At 69.1% G+C, this 15,927-nt stretch carries 15 protein-coding genes; 10 read left to right on the forward strand and 5 right to left on the reverse strand.

Translation table 11 applies throughout. The annotated features are described in order from the left end of the window. Window positions 1-26: 26 nt before the first annotated feature. Both AC5L36_RS12775 and AC5L36_RS12780 read right to left on the reverse strand, forming a co-directional pair. Complete coding sequence (locus tag AC5L36_RS12775; RefSeq protein ID WP_441215673.1) at window positions 27-881, reverse strand: TauD/TfdA family dioxygenase; 855 nt, start codon at window positions 879-881, stop codon at window positions 27-29. Window positions 882-894: 13 nt separating this feature from the next. Beyond that, window positions 895-1,521, reverse strand: coding sequence for an adenylyl-sulfate kinase (locus tag AC5L36_RS12780; protein WP_441215674.1), 627 nt, complete (start codon window positions 1,519-1,521; stop codon window positions 895-897). 415 nt (window positions 1,522-1,936) lie between these two features. Here AC5L36_RS12780 and AC5L36_RS12785 point away from each other — a divergent pair, with 415 nt between their 5' ends. From AC5L36_RS12785 to AC5L36_RS12810, 6 genes are all read left to right on the forward strand, one after another. Continuing rightward, entirely contained in the window at window positions 1,937-2,821 is an 885-nt protein-coding gene (locus AC5L36_RS12785) for an isocitrate lyase/phosphoenolpyruvate mutase family protein (RefSeq protein WP_441215675.1), read from the forward strand. Next, window positions 2,818-3,939, forward strand: a complete 1,122-nt coding sequence (gene aepY / locus AC5L36_RS12790; RefSeq protein WP_441215676.1) for a phosphonopyruvate decarboxylase — start codon at window positions 2,818-2,820, stop codon at window positions 3,937-3,939. Before AC5L36_RS12785 ends, aepY begins: the two co-directional genes overlap by 4 nt. Continuing rightward, the gene (locus AC5L36_RS12795) at window positions 3,936-5,081 is read left to right on the forward strand and encodes a phosphonoacetaldehyde reductase (RefSeq protein ID WP_441215677.1); all 1,146 of its coding nucleotides are present in this window, start codon (window positions 3,936-3,938) and stop codon (window positions 5,079-5,081) included. The genes aepY and AC5L36_RS12795 overlap by 4 nt, the downstream gene beginning before the upstream one ends. Before the next feature lie 33 nt (window positions 5,082-5,114). Next, window positions 5,115-5,843 (forward strand): phosphocholine cytidylyltransferase family protein, encoded by a 729-nt coding sequence (locus AC5L36_RS12800; RefSeq protein WP_441215678.1) that lies wholly within the window; start codon window positions 5,115-5,117, stop codon window positions 5,841-5,843. 50 nt (window positions 5,844-5,893) lie between these two features. Next, the gene (locus tag AC5L36_RS12805) at window positions 5,894-6,664 is read left to right on the forward strand and encodes a class I SAM-dependent methyltransferase (RefSeq protein ID WP_441215679.1); all 771 of its coding nucleotides are present in this window, start codon (window positions 5,894-5,896) and stop codon (window positions 6,662-6,664) included. 101 nt (window positions 6,665-6,765) lie between these two features. Continuing rightward, window positions 6,766-8,220 carry an MFS transporter gene (locus tag AC5L36_RS12810; RefSeq protein WP_441215680.1) on the forward strand — a complete coding sequence of 485 codons (1,455 nt, stop codon included), beginning with the start codon at window positions 6,766-6,768 and terminating at the stop codon, window positions 8,218-8,220. 486 nt (window positions 8,221-8,706) lie between these two features. On the opposite strand, the gene AC5L36_RS12815 is transcribed toward AC5L36_RS12810, so the two are convergent. Further along, the gene (locus AC5L36_RS12815; protein ID WP_441215681.1) at window positions 8,707-9,402 is read right to left on the reverse strand and encodes a DJ-1/PfpI family protein; all 696 of its coding nucleotides are present in this window, start codon (window positions 9,400-9,402) and stop codon (window positions 8,707-8,709) included. A gap of 195 nt (window positions 9,403-9,597) precedes the next feature. Between AC5L36_RS12815 and AC5L36_RS12820 the strand changes: the two genes are divergently transcribed. Genes AC5L36_RS12820 through AC5L36_RS12835 form a run of 4 tightly spaced genes read left to right on the forward strand, consistent with a single transcriptional unit; the run spans window position 9,598 to window position 13,449 of the window. Next, the gene (locus AC5L36_RS12820; RefSeq protein ID WP_441215682.1) at window positions 9,598-10,338 is read left to right on the forward strand and encodes a YcnI family copper-binding membrane protein; all 741 of its coding nucleotides are present in this window, start codon (window positions 9,598-9,600) and stop codon (window positions 10,336-10,338) included. Continuing rightward, window positions 10,338-12,041 (forward strand): copper resistance CopC/CopD family protein, encoded by a 1,704-nt coding sequence (locus AC5L36_RS12825; RefSeq protein WP_441215683.1) that lies wholly within the window; start codon window positions 10,338-10,340, stop codon window positions 12,039-12,041. The genes AC5L36_RS12820 and AC5L36_RS12825 overlap by 1 nt, the downstream gene beginning before the upstream one ends. Continuing rightward, window positions 12,038-12,664: a DUF1775 domain-containing protein gene (locus tag AC5L36_RS12830; protein WP_441215684.1), complete on the forward strand. Its 627-nt coding sequence runs from the start codon at window positions 12,038-12,040 to the stop codon at window positions 12,662-12,664. Before AC5L36_RS12825 ends, AC5L36_RS12830 begins: the two co-directional genes overlap by 4 nt. Before the next feature lie 41 nt (window positions 12,665-12,705). After that, window positions 12,706-13,449 (forward strand): DJ-1/PfpI family protein, encoded by a 744-nt coding sequence (locus tag AC5L36_RS12835; protein ID WP_441215685.1) that lies wholly within the window; start codon window positions 12,706-12,708, stop codon window positions 13,447-13,449. A gap of 515 nt (window positions 13,450-13,964) precedes the next feature. Here AC5L36_RS12835 and AC5L36_RS12840 read toward each other — a convergent pair. Next, a complete protein-coding gene (locus AC5L36_RS12840) occupies window positions 13,965-14,444 on the reverse strand; it encodes an NUDIX hydrolase (protein WP_441215686.1) in 480 nt (159 codons plus the stop codon). A 46-nt stretch (window positions 14,445-14,490) separates the two neighbouring features. Beyond that, window positions 14,491-15,783: a serpin family protein gene (locus tag AC5L36_RS12845; protein ID WP_441215687.1), complete on the reverse strand. Its 1,293-nt coding sequence runs from the start codon at window positions 15,781-15,783 to the stop codon at window positions 14,491-14,493. Between the last annotated feature and the right edge of the window lie 144 nt (window positions 15,784-15,927).

Consider the following 15,927-nt stretch of genomic DNA (forward strand, 5'->3'; position numbering starts at 1 on the left):
CTCGCCGGGCTATAGAGATCGCCGCCTCATGGGGTACGCCGGATCCAGGTCCGGAACAGCAACCGCTTCGCGCCCGGGTCGGAGTCGTCCTGGAACGTGGTCCGTCCGTGCAGAAGCCGTTTGTTGTTGAACAGCGCGAACTCGCCGGGCGCCAGCTTTCCTTCGATGGCGTTGGGTGACTGGTTCAGGATGCGGTCGAGCAGGTCCAAGGCGTCGCGCTGCTTCTCGGTCAGGGGTGGAACCCCGGGCTGGCTGTGTCCGACCTCGATGTACTCGCGTAGGTAAGTGACGCCAAGCCCGTCGCCGTCCTCGAACAGAACCGGCTTCTGCGTGGTGGGTGACTCGCCCGGGCCTTGGTCGCCGCGCCGGTCGAAATGGAACGGGCGGCGCAGCTCTTCAAGGAGGTCTGCTCTGCTCGACATCCCGCGCACGACTTCTTCGACATGTACGAGCCGCAGGGCACCGCCGACCGGCGCCTGCCGTACACACAGGAGAGCGAAACAGTCAGGGACCGGCATGGGGCTCTCGGCGCCGTCGGTGTGCAGGCTGCCGCCGTGCCGGGAATCGGCGTATCGCGCCGAGGCCCCCTCGCCGATCTGAGTGCCGCGGTCGGCGACCTCACGCAGCCGTGTGCCGGATGAATCCTGGGCGAGCACCGTGCCGATGGACGAGGACAGCCGCAGGCACACGTCGCGCAGGACGGCATCGTCGCCATCCAGTCCGGTCAGGACGAGATAGCCGGCTCCGTGCTGGATGTTCTTCTCGACGAGCTCCGCGAGCCAGCCGTCGTCGACGTCGACGGTGTCGCCGGCGGACAGCTGTCGCCGCAGGTCGGACGGGACGGGAACGCGCTGAGGGTCGAACGAGTTCGGTGTGGTCACGATGATTCCTTTCTCAGGTCGCGGTGTCCGTGCTTGTCGATGTGGGAGGGTGGGTTGCCCGGACTACCTGTGTCCAGGCTCGATGAATGCGATCCGCGGCCGACGTCGGTGTTTCCGGCGGATGGTTGGCGATGACCAGGTGCGGCGCGTTCGGGAACTCGGCCGGCAAGGCCGCGCCGACGATCTCGCCATTTGCGCCACCAGCGCCATAGATCCCTTTCGGATCACGCCTGTGGAGCTCGGGCATAGGTACGTCCAAGAGCACTTCGACATATCCGGGCAGGTGGGCGCGGTTCCACGAATGGACGTCGTGGAACATCGCGATCGTCGCGCAAACGACGATGTGGCCCTGGTTGGCGAGCGACTCACATAGCCGCGCATAGACAAACGCACGTTGCCGGCGACTGGCCAGGTCGAAGGCTCCCGTGACGCCGAGGACGTAGCGCAGATCGTCCCCGTCAAGGAGGATCGGACGGCAGCCGCCGGCATGTAGACGTCGCACCAGCTCACGGGCCACTGTGGTCTTTCCAGCTCCGGAAAGGCCGGTGATCCAGATGACCGATGCCCGCGGACCCATTGACGCATGCCACTTCTGGCCGCCGGTGTCCGTAGCTGTCCTGCTCGGTTCAACGGAGATCATTTGCTGCACCTTCGAGACGTCGGAACAACACCGGCGCTACCCGGGAGGCGGAGTGGTAAACATCCGATTGCGCCACGACAAAAAGGATCTTGCCAACGGATGTATCACATGCTGAACAATCCCGCGCCGGCAGATCTCCCGATAGCCCTTGACGACTCATCGGCCGATCAGTTATTGCGCTTTCCCCCACCTTGATCGGAGCAGCCAGAAAGAGATGTTGGCACGCCGAGAATTGATCTTCGACTATTTTTCGCGACTCGGAATTAGTTCGTTTGAGCACGGCGGACCGGGGTACGAGCCGCCCAACGTTCACTCTCCATACGCCTAGGTGTCACTCGGAGGAGGCGCTGGGGTTGCTTTGCGGCCCACGCCGACGATCGTGCTGGCATCGCCGTCACAGACCGGGGATCTGATGATGAGTTTGCACACGACCTCGTTGACAGAGGCCGCGAGCCCGCGTTCGCTGCACGCGCTGTTCGCGGAAGGTGGCCTGGTGCGCGCCGCTGGCGCGCACAGCGCGTTGGGTGCGTCTCTTGTGGAGAATGCGGGCTTCGACGCCGTCTGGGCCTCGAGCTTCGAGATCTCCGCGGCGCGTTGCCTGCCCGACGCGAGCCTGCTGACAATGACGGACTACCTACAGGCGGCCGTCCAGATGCAGGAGGCATGTGGTATCCCGGTCGTGGCCGATGTGGACACCGGGTTCGGCGGCACGATGAACGTGGCGCACATGGTCCGCGAGTACGAGCGCGAAGGTGTGACCGCCGTCTGCATCGAGGACAAGGTCTTCCCGAAGATGAACAGCTTCGTGTCCACCGACCACACCCTCGTCGACGTCGAGACCTTCTGCCGGAAGATCGAGGTGGCCAAGAGCGTCCAGCAGGGAGCGGACTTCCACGTCATCGCCCGCACCGAGGCGCTGATCGACGGCCACAGCGTCGACGAGGCGCTGCACCGCTGCGAACGCTACGCCGAGGCCGGCGCGGACTCGGTGCTCGTGCACTCGAAGTCCAAGTCGAACGAGCCGATCCTGGAGTTCCTTGCGGGCTGGGACCGCAGGGTGCCGGTGGTGATCGTTCCCACGACGTACCCCAATTGGGACGCCGGTGACGCGCACCGCGCGGGCGTATCCATGATCATATACGCGAATCAGTCGCTGAGAGCGACGGTCAGGTCAGTGCGCGAGGTGCTGGAGACGATTCGCCGGCACGGCAACTCCGCACCGGTGGAGGACAAGATCGCGTCAGTGTCCGAGATCTTCGCGCTGCAACGTCTCGATGAGTGGTTGGAGGTGGAGGAGTGATATCGACCGATCGCCTCCTGCGGGCGCTGGACGAGCGTGAGTTCGGCTTTCACACCGGCGTGCCGTGCTCCTACCTCGCCGGCCCCATCGCCGAACTGACCGGACAGAAGCGGTACGTGTCCGCGGTGAACGAAGGTGCCGCCGCGGCGGTAGCCGCCGGCGCGGCCGCGGCCGGCATCCGATCCGCCGTCTGGGCGCAGAACTCGGGACTGGGCAACCTGCTCAACCCACTCACCTCCTTGCTCATCCCGTACCACCTTCCAGTGCTGGTGTTCATGAGCCTGCGCGGTTGGCCCGATCCGAACCGGGACGAGCCGCAGCATCGGGTCATGGGCGAGGCCACCCACGCACTGCTGGACGCCGTGGGCGTCAAGCACCAGACGCTGCCGGCGACGGCCGGCGATATCAGCGAGGTGCTCGACCGGGCGGTGGCGGAGATGACCGCGGGACGGCCGACGTTCGTTCTGGTGGAGAAGGGCGCGATAGCCCCGCCGCCAACTCCCCCGGTCGACGGCCGGCCCGCCGAACCGTGGCGGATGACCCGCGTCGAGGCGCTACGAACGGTCCTGGACGGCATTCCCAACGCACTCTTCGTGTCGACCACCGGCTACACCTCTCGGGAGCTGTTCGCCCTGGAGGACTCCGAACGGATCTTCTACATGCAGGGTTCCATGGGTCACGCGTCCGCGTTCGGTCTTGGCGTGGCCCTCACGGCTGGCACGAGAGTGGTCGTTCTGGACGGCGACGGGGCCGCGCTCATGCACCTCGGCACGCTGTCAACCATCGGCGCGACCGCGCCGGAAGGCCTCGTCCACGTCGTCTTCGACAACGGCAGCTACGACTCGACCGGTGGACAGAAGACAACCTCCGAGCACACCTCACTCGCCGAGGTCGGCCTCGCCGCCGGATACCGCACCGCCGTACGCTGCCGCAGCCGTGAAGAACTCACCCGTGCGGTCGCCGGCGCCTCGAATGCCCCTGGACCGCACCTGGTCGTGGCCGACGTCGCCAGCCTTCGCGGCGACCCGCCGCCGCGGGCAACCTCGGCGATCTCCGCTCCCCAGATCCACGCCCGGTTCGCGCGAGCCGCCCGAGTCCACAGTTCGGTGAGGTCATGAAGAGCCCCGCCTTCGCCCCAGATGCGGCGCCCGCGCAGGTGTCGATCGCCCTCGGTGCGCGCCACCAGCTTCGCGCGGTGCTGGCCGCCAGAGCCGTCAATCGGGTCATGGTGGTGGCCAGCGAGCGCACAGCCGGCTCCGGCGTCGTGCGAGCCATGCTCGACCGCACCGCTGCCCGCTTCCTCATTCGCTTCACCGCCTTCACACCCAACCCTCGCATCGAGCAGACCCTGGCGGGCAGCGCCCTGCGGGAGCATTGGCAGCCGGACATCATTGTCGCGATTGGCGGCGGAAGCGCCATCGACACCGCCAAGCTCCTCAGATCACTGCCCCCGCGGCGAGAGACGGCCTTGCGGGTACTCGCCGGCGACGAGGCGCCCGTGCCTCATCCGGTGCCCCTGGTCGCGGTACCCACCACGGCCGGCACCGGAAGCGAGGTGACACGGTTCGCAACCGTCTACGTCGGCGACGTCAAAGCCTCCCTGGACCATCCGACCGTCCTTCCAGAACATGCGATCGTGGATCCGGAACTGCTGCGCACGTGCCCCACCACGCTGATGTACAGCGCCGCGTTCGACACACTCTGCCACGCGTTGGAGTCCTACTGGAGCCGACGCTCGACCGCCCCGTCGCGCGCGTTGGCACTACCAGCGCTGCGCCAGACCATCGAGATCCTCGCCCGAGACCTCGAAGTCGTCGGCGACAACGAGCGGCTCGCCTTGGCGTCCGCCGCGACCGCCGCCGGCCGGGCCATCGACCTGACCCGCACCACAGCGGCCCACGCCTTCTCCTATCCCCTCACCGCCCACTTCGGGGTACCGCACGGCGTGGCGTGCCTGCTCAACCTGCTCTGGCTCGTGGACTACAACAGCGAACGCATCGCACACCGCACCCCGGCCGCGACGCGGGTGTCCACGGTACGAGCCGCCCTGCGACGCCTTGACCCGCGCTCGGCGCCGGCGCAGGCGGTGAGATCTTTGCTGGTCCGTGCCGGCCTCCCCGATCGCCTGAGCGACTACGGCGTACGCCACGCCGACGTCTGCCACCTCGTCGACGCGGGGCTGGGCTCCACCCGATCCGGAAACAACCCGGTCCCCCTGGACCACGGCGCCGTCTCGGCTCGCATCTACAGCCTGGTCTAACAGAAACCGAGGCGCTCTAAGAAAGGACACGTCGTGCGCGTCATCATCCCCGCCGCGGGCCAGGGACGCCGGCTACTGCCGCACACCACGGACATGCCGAAGGCGATGCTCCCCGTCGGTGGCGTACCGATCATCGAACGGCTCTTGGGCCAACTGCACGACGCACAAGCAACCGACGTGGTCTGCGTCGTCGGACACCAGGCCGCCAAACTGAAGCAGCACGTCCAGCGGATCTCCAAGCGCCCACCCGTCGCCTTCGTCCACAATGCACACTACGCCCGCGCGGACAACATCATGTCGCTGCTCGCCACGGCGCCGTACTGGGATCGAGAAATCGCCATCATCGATTCCGACGTGCTCGTCTCCGCCCGGATCGTCGAGCAGATCGTCCGCGACACCGGAGACACCATGGTCATCGACACCTCCCGGAAACCCGACACCATAGACATGGCTGTCGAACTGCGCGACGGCGCGGTATGGCACCTTGCCAAGCAGATGCCGCCAGCCAAAATCGGAGGGGAGTTCTTCGGCGTTTCGCGATGGAGCAAGGCGAGCGGTTTGCAGCTCCTGAAGACCATGCGTGACATGGTCGACGCCGGCACAACGGATACATGGTACGTGTTCGCGATCCGCGAGCTCGCCAAGCGGCTGCGGATACCGCCGCTCTACGCCCAGCCGGACGAGTGGATAGAAGTAGACACCGCCGACGACCTCGCCACCGCCAACGCCGCGCATCAGGCCGGCGTGGCTTGGGCGCGATGACCCCGTACCCAGACACGACCCACCCGGCCACCCACAACGAAAGGAAGACCATGAAAGGCGACAACAGCAGGACCGGCCAACTGGAGTGGGACTACACACACCTCGCCGCCACCTACTCCATGCGGCCGCCCTACGCGCCCGGCGTCGTCGACCAAATCGTCGCCGCCAGCGGGCGCCCCAATCCACGCACCGCCGACATCGGCGCCGGAAACGGCCATCTCACGGTGGATCTGCTGGACCGCGGCTGCGTCGTCGACGCCGTCGAACCCAACCAGGCCATGCGGGACATCGGCGTACGACGTACAGCGGGACGTCCCCACATCAGCTGGTCCGTCGGCATCGCCGAGGACAACGGCCTGCCCGCGGACACTTACGACCTCGTCGCCTACGGATCGGCATTCAGCACCACGGACCGGCCCCAGGCCCTCCAGGAAACCGCGCGGATCCTGCACACCGGCGGCTGGTTCGCCTGCATCTGGAACCACCGCAGGCTCGACGACCCACTGCAAGCCCAGATCGAGGCCTACATCCACCGACAGATTCCGAACTACACCTACGGAAGCCGGCGGGAGAACCAACAACCGCTGATCGAAGCAAGCGGCAGGTACGGGCCGGTAACCAAGCTGGAGGAACAGATCGTGCACCGCGTGCCGGTTGTCGACTGGATAGACGCCTGGCGCTCCCACGGCACTCTTCAGCGTCAGGCCGGCGACGCGTTCGAGGATATTATCGACGCGATCGAGCGGATGGTGGGCGAAAGATTCACGGATCAGATCGACGTGCCATACACCACCGTCGGCTGGATGGCCGCCAAGTCTTGAGCCAGCATCGCCCGGACAGCCGCATCCCAATCCACGGCATGAGAACACCGTCCAGTGGGTAGAACCATCCACAGGCGCCAGCAGAACGGGAGCGACGAAAGGTGACGCGGACACCCATCGCATCCGCCGCACGCCGGTGGACCGCGGCACTGGTGCTCAGCGGTGCCGTATTCCTGGTCGTGTTCGACAGCCTCTCCGTGGCGACCGCGCTGCCGTCGATCGGGTCGCAACTTCAGATGAGCCCGGTCCAGCTGAGCTGGGTCGTCAACCTCACCTCCCTGATCATCGGTGGTCTGCTCCTGCTCGGCGGCCGGGTCGCCGACCTGTGGGGGCGCCGCCGGATCCTGGTGGCGAGTCTGGCGCTGTTAACCGCGGGCTCCCTCGTGGCGGGCACCGCGACGAGCATGCCGATGCTGCTGACCGGGCGGGCGCTGCAAGGGCTGGCCTCCGCCTTCGCGCTGCCGACCGCACTGGCCTTGACCGGGGCGCTGTTTCCCGAGCAACCATGGCGCAACCGCGCGTTCACCGTGGCTGCTGTCTTCGGCGGCACCGCCGGTCTGGCCGGTGCCATCTGTGGCGGCATGCTCACCTCCGCCTTCGGCTGGCGATCGATTTTCCTGGTCACCCTCCCGGTCAATCTGGCGGTGATGGTCGCCGCGATACGGGTACTGCCGCTCGATCCGGCCCGGGCCGACCGGCGCCGGCGACTCGACCTGGTCGGGGCGGCACTGGTCACCGCCGGTCTGGTCGTCGTCATCTTCGGGCTCGGCCGGATAGGAGAGTCCGGCCCGTGGCACGCCGACGCACTCGGCGCTGTCGCGGCCGGTGCCGCGCTGCTCGCCTGCTTCGCGGCGGTGGAGCGGCGCACCGCCAACCCTCTGATGCGGCTGAATCTGTTGCGGTCTCGCCGCCTCACCGGCGGCAGCCTGGGTATCGCGGCGCACTCGGCGGTCCACTCGGTGATCGTCGTGGTGGGCAGCCTGCACCTGCAAGACGCCCACCGGCTATCCCCGGCCGCCGCCGGCCTGGCACTTACCCCCGCCCTGATAGCAGCCACCGCCAGCGGACCGCTCGGCGCCCGGCTCGTCGCCTGGACCGGTGCGCGCCCGGTGGCCGCGGCCGGCCTCGCACTCGACGCTGTCGCCCTCACCCTGCTGGCGGTCAACGCCGGCAGCCCCAGCTATGCCACCGCCGTCCTGCCCTGGCTGATTCTGCAAGGCATCGGCGGCGGCTGGATCTACCTCGCCCTCACCCAGGCCACCATCGGAGGCGTCGGCGACGCCGACCGGGGCACCCGAGCCGGCATCTTCGAGGCCGCGACACACATCGGCGGGGCCACCGCGGTAGCCACGTACCTAGCGCTGATCGCGTCAAGCCTGGGCTACCGCGGCGCCTACCTGGCCGGCGCCATCTTCGCCGTCGCCGGCGCGCTGGCGGTAAGCCTGGTCATGCCCAGAACTCTGGACCTGAGAAGCATCCGCCCCCCACTTCAGGCCGCACGACCCGCTCCACCGCACCCCGAACCATCGGCCCGGCCCGGACGTCCCAACGCATGATCGACGCAGCGATCGGGTCATCGTCGGGCCACTTGTCGATCCGCCCGCACCACGGCTCGTCGTGGGTCGCCGACGACCCCGCCCGGACCGGCTGCCGGCCACCTACACCCGCACGCACGGATCGCAGCGCTCGCCGAACCCCCCGGCCGTCCACTGCCAGCTCCGCGAGACAAGCCCGAGCGGGTCTACGCGGCCCCACCTGCACCACCCTGACGCAACGTAACCAGCCAAACGGACCAGACTTCCCCGTTGCTTTCCCGGATCGCCGATCCGGGAACAGACATTGTGGACAAACGTCGACCACCGGCGCGACCAACGGCGGACGGGTGAGGCCGCGGGAGCAACGGTCTGGACCACGACGGACATCGCGGTAGCTCAAATCTCTGTCCAAATAGGGGGGTCGAAGCCACCCCGACTCCGAAAGGTCTCGGATTCTCCCCGTCACCGCAACTGTCCTTGGTGGACAAAGGTGTGCCTACTGAGGTGTCAGGGAGTCCAGACGGTGCCGCGGGCCTCGTACTCCAGCACACCCTCGGTTCGGGTGGCCACGTCGGCGCTGACCTCGCGACGGACCAGGTGAAGGGCAAGCTCCAGGCCGGAGGTGATGCCGGCGGCGGTGACCAGGTCGCCGTCGTCGACCACCCGGGCGTTCTTGACCAGGCCACCGCGGGCGGTCAGCTCGGCCTTCGCCCCGGTGTGCGTGGTGCACGGCCGGCCGTTGGTCAGCCCAGCGGCGGCCAGGATGATGGCCCCGGTGCACAGCGACGCGATCGTCAGGCCGGGGCGGCGCGCGGCGGCTAGCTTGCGCGGCAGGTCGCCCTTGTTGATCTCAGGCCAGATGCCCGGCTCGTTCGGCCGGGCGAACCCGCCACCCGGCACCACGATCACGTCGGCGGAGTGGGGGGACCAACCCTGCTCAACCCTGACCTTCGTGCCGAACGCGAGCGTCACCACTCGCGGACGCCCACCGGTCACACAGGACACCGCGAGCGCGCCGCCGGACAGCCGCCCGGCCAACGAGAACACCTCGAAAGGGCCGGCGAAGTCCTGCTCCTCCGCGCCGTCGAACATCACGATCTGCACCCGCAGCGGCCCCGACGCCGCCCGCGCCGTCCCCGGCACGGCCGCACCAGCACCGGCGGCCAGCGCACCCGCCCCTGCCACGAAGCTCCTGCGCTCCACACCATCACCCTTTCCCGGCCGTCACCGCGCCACAGGGAAGTAGTCGGCGGCGACACCGGTCCAGTTCCCGCGACTCATCGACATTTCTAAATCGCCCCGCCGGGACTGCGTCGAGGCGGTCGGAACTTTTCCGGGCTCGGTGCCGACTACTACGAGAGCCGGATCCCCATCTCCCCGGCGGAAGGATTGAATGTCATGAGGACCGCGTTGCGGCGTACCGTGCAGGCCGGTGCGGCCGGCCTTTTCGTTGGTGGTGTCGTGTTGCTGACCGCCGGGCCGGCCGCCGCCCATGTCACCGTCAGCCCGACGGTTACCGCGGCCGGGTCGTACACGGTGCTGACCGTATCGGTGCCGCACGGCTGCGACGGCGCCGGCACGACCAAGGTGGCCATCAAGATCCCCGAGAAGATCATCGCGGTGACGCCGACGGTCAACACCAACTGGTCGGTGCGGAAGGTGATGGCTGACCTGAACCCGCCGGTCAAGGACAGCCACGGTAACGAGGTCACCCAACGCGTCTCCGAGGTCGTCTACACCGCGAAGGCACCGTTGCCCGACGACATGCGGGACAAGTTCGAGCTGTCGCTGAAGCTGCCGGACACGCCGGGCGAGACGCTGGTGTTCCCGTCCGTGCAGACCTGTGAGAAGGGCGAGACCGCCTGGGTACAGGTGCCGGCCACCGGGCAGAACCCGGACGACCTCGAGCACCCGGCTCCCGGCTTCAAGGTCACCGAGGCGGCCAAGGAGGGCGACGAGGCCGCCGTGAACGCCAACACGGCACTGACCAGCGCCCAGAGCGACACCGGTGACAATGACAGCGGCGGCACCAGCACAGTGAGCTGGATCGCGCTCGCCGTCGGCATTCTCGGTCTGCTGCTCGGCGGGTTCGCGGTCCTGCGCCCGACCCTCACCAAGTCCCGCGACACGACGGCCTGATGCCGGTCGCTGCCCGACGCCCGCTGGCCCGGCTGGTGGGCCTGGCCGGTGCCGTGCTCTGCGGCCTGCTGGTGGCGCTCGGGCCGGCGGCCCCGGCCCGAGCGCACGCCGCCCTGCTCGGCACCGACCCGGCGGACGGTGCGGTCCTGCCGGACGCGCCGGCCGAGGTCACGCTGACCTTCAACGAACCGGTCCAGGTCCGCACCGGTGCGGTCCGGCTGCTGAACGCCGCCGGCACCGAACAGCCGGCGGAAGTACGCACCGTGGACACCCGCATCGTGCTCACCGTGCCGCCCGGACTCGGCGACGGCAGCTACGTGATCACCTGGCGGGTGATCTCCGCGGACAGCCACCCGGTCGCCGGCGGTCTCACGTTCGCCATCGGTGCCCCCACCGCGACCGGCATCGACGTCGCGACCGTCCCGGAACCCAGCCGCGGTGTCCGCCTGACCAGGCAGGTCACCGAGGCGCTCGGCTACGCCGGCGTGCTCGGCACTGCCGGCCTGGCCGCCTTCGCGCTGCTGCTGCTGCCCCGGGCGGGTGGCTCCTCCGGCACCGTCCTGGTACGCCGCCGCGTCTACGCCGTCCTGCGCTGGTCGGTACCGGCCACCCTGGCCGTCCTCGTCGTGGCGCTGCCGGTGGTGGTCGCCTGGCAGGACGGCAGAGGTTTGGACGCGCTCGCCGAGCCGGGGACCTGGCGGACGGCCCTGAGCAGCGACACCACGCTGACCGCCCTACTGGCCGCCGTGGGCCTTGCCGTGACGTTCCTCGCCGTCCGCGTCGCCCGGGCGGACACCCATCCCCGGTACACGCCGGCCGGGGGCGCGGCCGCCGCCGCGCTGGCCGTCGGATCGCTGGCATTGGCCGGGCACACCCGCACCTTCGGCCCGGCCGCTCTGGTGCTCTCCGCCGACCTGCTTCACGTCACCAACGCGGCCCTCTGGCTCGGCGGGCTGATCGGCCTGACCCTACTGCTGCTGCCCTCGTCCGAGGCGACCGCGGGCGCGGCCGCGACGGTGGTCGCCGGGTTCTCCCGGATCGCCGCGTGGCTGGTCGCCGGCCTCGCCCTGACCGGCGTCCTGCTCGGCTGGCGGATCATCCGCTCCTGGTCCGCCCTGTTCGGCACCACCTACGGCGCCGCCCTGTTGGTGAAGGTCGGTCTCGTCGCCGTGATCCTCGGCATCGCCGCGTGGAACCGCTATCGCCTCGTTCCGCGCATCACGCCGCAGCAGAGCACCGGCCCGGCATGGCCGGCGCTGCGCCGCACCGTACGGGCCGAGGCCGGCCTGCTCGCCGCCGTCCTGGCCACCACCGGCGTCCTGGTCACCCAAAGCCCTGTCCAGGAAAGCACCGACCCGTCCACACCGCCGGACCGCCCGGCATCGGTGGAACTCACCGCGCAGCTCGGCGACCACAGCGCGGTCGTCGTGCTCACCCCCGGCACCACCGGCGTCAACTCGCTCCAGCTCAACATCCTCGACGCCGGCAAACGCCCGATCGAACCGATCGCGGCCCCCGAGCTCAGCTTCAGCCTGCCCGCACGAGACGTCGGACCGCTCGAACGCCCGGTCTCGCGTACCGCCCCGGGACGCTACGAGGCGGTCGCCGAGTTCCCGCTACCCGGCCGATGGATCATCGAGGTCAGCGTGCGCACGTCCAAGTACGAGAACCCGATCGCCCAGATCCCTGTGGAGATCTCGTGAAGCGCCGGACCGGACGACTGACCGTCATCGCGGCGGCCGCGGTGGCCGCCCTGCTGTTCGCCGGCTCCCCCGCGGCCGCGCACGTCCTGCTCGCCAAGGCACAACCCAACGGCGACGGCAGCACCACGCTCACCTTCACCTTCGATCACGGCTGCGGCGACTCACCCACCACCGAACTGATCGTCTCGCTTCCCGCCGGCGCGACGCCGCCGTCCCGCACCGAACAACCCGCGGGTTGGAAGGCGACCACCGAGCCCGGTCGCATCGCCTGGACCGGCCCTGGGCTCAAGGCCGGCGCCGAAGCCGCGTTCTCCCTTGTCACCCGGCTCACCGGCACGATCGGCCAGCCACTGCGCTTCCCCACCGTGCAACGCTGCGCCAACAAAGAGCAGTACCAGTGGACCGACCCGCAACCCGGCGACGAGCATCCGGCACCGAGCCTGATCGCCACGGGAGCGATCCTCGCTCCCCAGCCCGGAGCGGCGGCGCGAGCGCCCGCCGCGCCGACGGACACCGGCGCCGCCAGCCTCCCACAGGCAGCCCTCGCCCTCGCCATCCTCGTCGCCGCGGCCGCGGTCGCCGCCACCCTCATCACCCGCCGGGCAGCCGTTGCCCGCGGGTAGACCCGCTTGTCCATCCAGTCGATTTCTCGGGAGGAACCAGCATGAGTGAACGGCGTACGGTCCTGCGCGCGGCGGCGCTGGGCGGTGTCGGGTTAGGACTGTCCGCGGCGACCCCGGCAGCGGCCGCCACCGGACGGGGTCCGCGGATCGCGATCCTGCTCTACGACGGCCTCACCGCGCTCGACGCCGTCGGCCCATACGAGGTGCTCTCCCGGGTACCGGACGCGTCCGTGTTCACCGTGGCCAAACGGGCCGGGCAGCTACGCACCGACACCGGCGTGCTCGGACTGGTCGCGGACCGCTCCCTGCGCCAGGTAGGGCACGCCGACGTCCTGCTGATCCCCGGCGCCGGAAACCGGGGTGTCATCGCCGCCATGGACGACGCCGAGACCCTCGACTGGGTACGGCGGATCCACCGGCGCACCACCTGGACCACCTCGGTGTGCACCGGAGCCCTGATCCTGGGCGCCGCCGGCCTGCTCACCGGCGTACCCGCCACCACCTACTGGGCCTCCCGCACGTACCTGCGCGACACCTTCGGAGCCGTCCTCACCGAAGGCCGCTTCGTCGAGTCCGGGAAAATCATCACCGCGGCCGGAGTGTCCGCCGGCATCGACATGGCCCTGCACCTGGCCGCGAAACTGGCCGGCGATCGGGTGGCCCAGGCACTACAACTGGCGGTCGAGTACGACCCCGCGCCACCCTTCGACACCGGCAGCCCCGACAAGGCTGGACCGGAACTCCAGGCGCTCGCCCTACAACTTCTCGAGGCGGCCGCGAGGTGAGCTCGGCTCGCGATCGTGGCCGCCCACAGTGGACAGATGACGCGGCGGTTGGCGGCGGGAGAGGCACGTCGGTGTCCTTCACCGTGCCGTAGGTCGGTTCACGCTGCACGCCCCGGTCGGTGCGGGCGCCGGTACACACTTGTCGGTGTACGCAGATTTGGTGGCCGGATGCCGGCGGGAAGCCATAGCCCAGGCACGGGTACGGTCGCCGTGCCTACCGGCCGTGCCGGGAGCCGACCACGGTAGTCGTACGTGGGCCCGTCCATCCAGGACTGTCGTTGGTCCACGGCCTGCCTCCTCCGGCGCCGGTTTGTTGGGCCGCCCGCTGGCGCTCTGCTTTCCGACCCGACGTAGGCAATCCTCTTACCTCGCCGCCGTGATCGGAAGCTACGCCCACCGAAAGGGCACGCACCGTCGGCTTTCTGTCCTACGTCGGCGTGGCCTCCGTCGCCGCTTTCCTGGTACCGCCGCGCGCGATGACTTTCTCATCCCAAGGGCGTTGGGAGCTGCTGCGGTCAGCTGTGAGGTGGGCGAAAGTGGACGACGCGTCGCGCGATCTCCGCGTCCAGTGGGCTCATGTCGTGGCTCAGGAGCTCCGATGGAGGCCACCACCTGAAGGCCAGAGCCTCCTCGTTCACGGTCAGCCGGGGCATGAGCTCAAGGTGAACCTGGTAGACAGCGAGGAGTTCCCGGCGCTTCGGCCTCGCCAGAACGAACTCGGCCACGCCGGCGAAGGTAAGGCTCGGCAGGTCGATGCCGGTCTCCTCGCGCAGTTCCCGTACGGCGGTCTGGCGTGCCGTCTCACCTGGCTCACGCCGTCCGCCCGGCAGCTCCCACTGCTTTCGCCAGCTATCGAAGATCATTAGGACGGCATTCGCGTAAGTGGCAACCACCAACGACGCTGGCATGGGCACCTGCCCCAGGTCCTTCTCCGCGAGGAACCGGAAGTCGACCAAGGTGTTGCCCACACGATCACGAATCGGAAGCACAGCCATCCCGACACACGTCCGGAGATCTTTGGAGCGGCTGATCGCGGTGCGGTCAGGCCGCGCCGGTGACCAGCGGGTCGTGAACCCGGCCGATAAACAGCGGTACGCCGGTGAACCGGTCGTGGATGACATACAGGAACGGTCGGTCGACGAAGAACTGCGGGCCCTGCGGGATCGACGGCGGTCGGACGATGACGGCCGACGCGGCTGCCGCCTCGGTGCCCTTCTCGTCCACCGCGATGAACGTCTCGTGCACAACGTCGTCGATGCACAAGGCCGGATCGGTGCTCATGCCGGTGAAGTCGGCCCGTGACGTGAAGGCCGTAGGCATGCCGAGGCTGGCCAGCGCGGCACCCAGCTCGGCCGGGAGGCGGAACGTCCACCGTGGCAGGCGCAGCTGGACGTCGGTCACCTGGAACCCGGTCAGCAGCGCGCCCAGCCACGTGGCGTCGAGACTCGCCTCGACCGCGGCGAGATTGTCCCGGGTCGGCATGACGATGGCCATGGCCAGCCCGTCGCCCGCGTACGGCACGTCGACCGCGCGCCAGCCGTCCCCCTCGAGGTAGCCCATCCTGTCGAAGGGCCCGCGCATGATCGGGACGTCGACGACGCTGCCGTCATCCCGGGTGAACGCCCCGACCGCCGTGGCCGTCGCCTTGAATGGGTACTTCCAGGCCGCGACGAGGTAGATCGTGTTGGTCAGTATCAGGCTGGTGTCGGGGCTCAGGACGCCGGCCTGCAACAGCTCCGGGATCTTCGCGTTGGTCCGGTCGGACACCCAGGTGTTGATCTCGTGGCGGGCCACCTCCGGCGCGCCGCGGAAGTCGACCGGGCGCGGCGCGGCACCGTAGTAGCCGGCCAGGGTGTCCCGGAACCCGGCGCGCAGGCCCAGATCGAGCCGTGTCCACAGAGCGTTGGCCGTGGTCAGCCGCGGCTGCTTGATCCCGTCGCCGTCCTGGTATCGGCCGGCGAGCACCTGATCGACGGTGTTCAACCCGCTGTCGAGCGCACCCGGCCGCGGATACGGCGCGTGGAGCACGGCATCCATCTCGTCCGCCGTCGTCGAGCCGGCGCCCGCCCGGGTCATCGCGAGCGCGAGTCCCACCGAGTACGGCGCGCACACCACGTTGCCGCCCGCACGGGTGGACGCCAGCTTGCGGTAGAGGTCGGCCGTGAAGCCGCGTACCGCGGTCGCGGCCGCCTGCGTCGTGGCCGGATCGGGCGGAACGCGTAGCGGGTCCGTCGCCGTGGACGATCCGCCGATCCGGCGGGGATGACCTGGGGCGGCGGTAAGGGCAGCGGCCGCGAGCGGGAGCGCCCCGAGAACCGATCGACGCGAGACCATGCCGCGACGGTAGAACAGTCCTATGGGGACACGCCAGGCTCAGGTCCCAAATGCATCGAAGTTAACGAATGTTCTCTACGTGCACGCAGTCCCCGGCGGGCCACCCGATCCCGCCAATATTTCGGCTCACTCGACCTGCGTCTG

The organism is Phytohabitans sp. LZ39, assembly GCF_059359075.1.

Bases quoted from the DNA above. Each gene is read 5' to 3' on its own strand.
- AC5L36_RS12780 (WP_441215674.1), bottom strand. From the start codon at position 1,521: ATGATCTCCGTTGAACCGAGCAGGACAGCTACGGACACCGGCGGCCAG.
- AC5L36_RS12785 (WP_441215675.1), top strand. From the start codon at position 1,937: ATGAGTTTGCACACGACCTCGTTGACAGAGGCCGCGAGCCCGCGTTCG.
- AC5L36_RS12795 (WP_441215677.1), top strand. From the start codon at position 3,936: ATGAAGAGCCCCGCCTTCGCCCCAGATGCGGCGCCCGCGCAGGTGTCG.
- AC5L36_RS12805 (WP_441215679.1), top strand. From the start codon at position 5,894: ATGAAAGGCGACAACAGCAGGACCGGCCAACTGGAGTGGGACTACACA.
- AC5L36_RS12820 (WP_441215682.1), top strand. From the start codon at position 9,598: ATGAGGACCGCGTTGCGGCGTACCGTGCAGGCCGGTGCGGCCGGCCTT.
- AC5L36_RS12825 (WP_441215683.1), top strand. From the start codon at position 10,338: ATGCCGGTCGCTGCCCGACGCCCGCTGGCCCGGCTGGTGGGCCTGGCC.
- AC5L36_RS12835 (WP_441215685.1), top strand. From the start codon at position 12,706: ATGAGTGAACGGCGTACGGTCCTGCGCGCGGCGGCGCTGGGCGGTGTC.
- AC5L36_RS12840 (WP_441215686.1), bottom strand. From the start codon at position 14,444: ATGGCTGTGCTTCCGATTCGTGATCGTGTGGGCAACACCTTGGTCGAC.
- AC5L36_RS12845 (WP_441215687.1), bottom strand. From the start codon at position 15,783: ATGGTCTCGCGTCGATCGGTTCTCGGGGCGCTCCCGCTCGCGGCCGCT.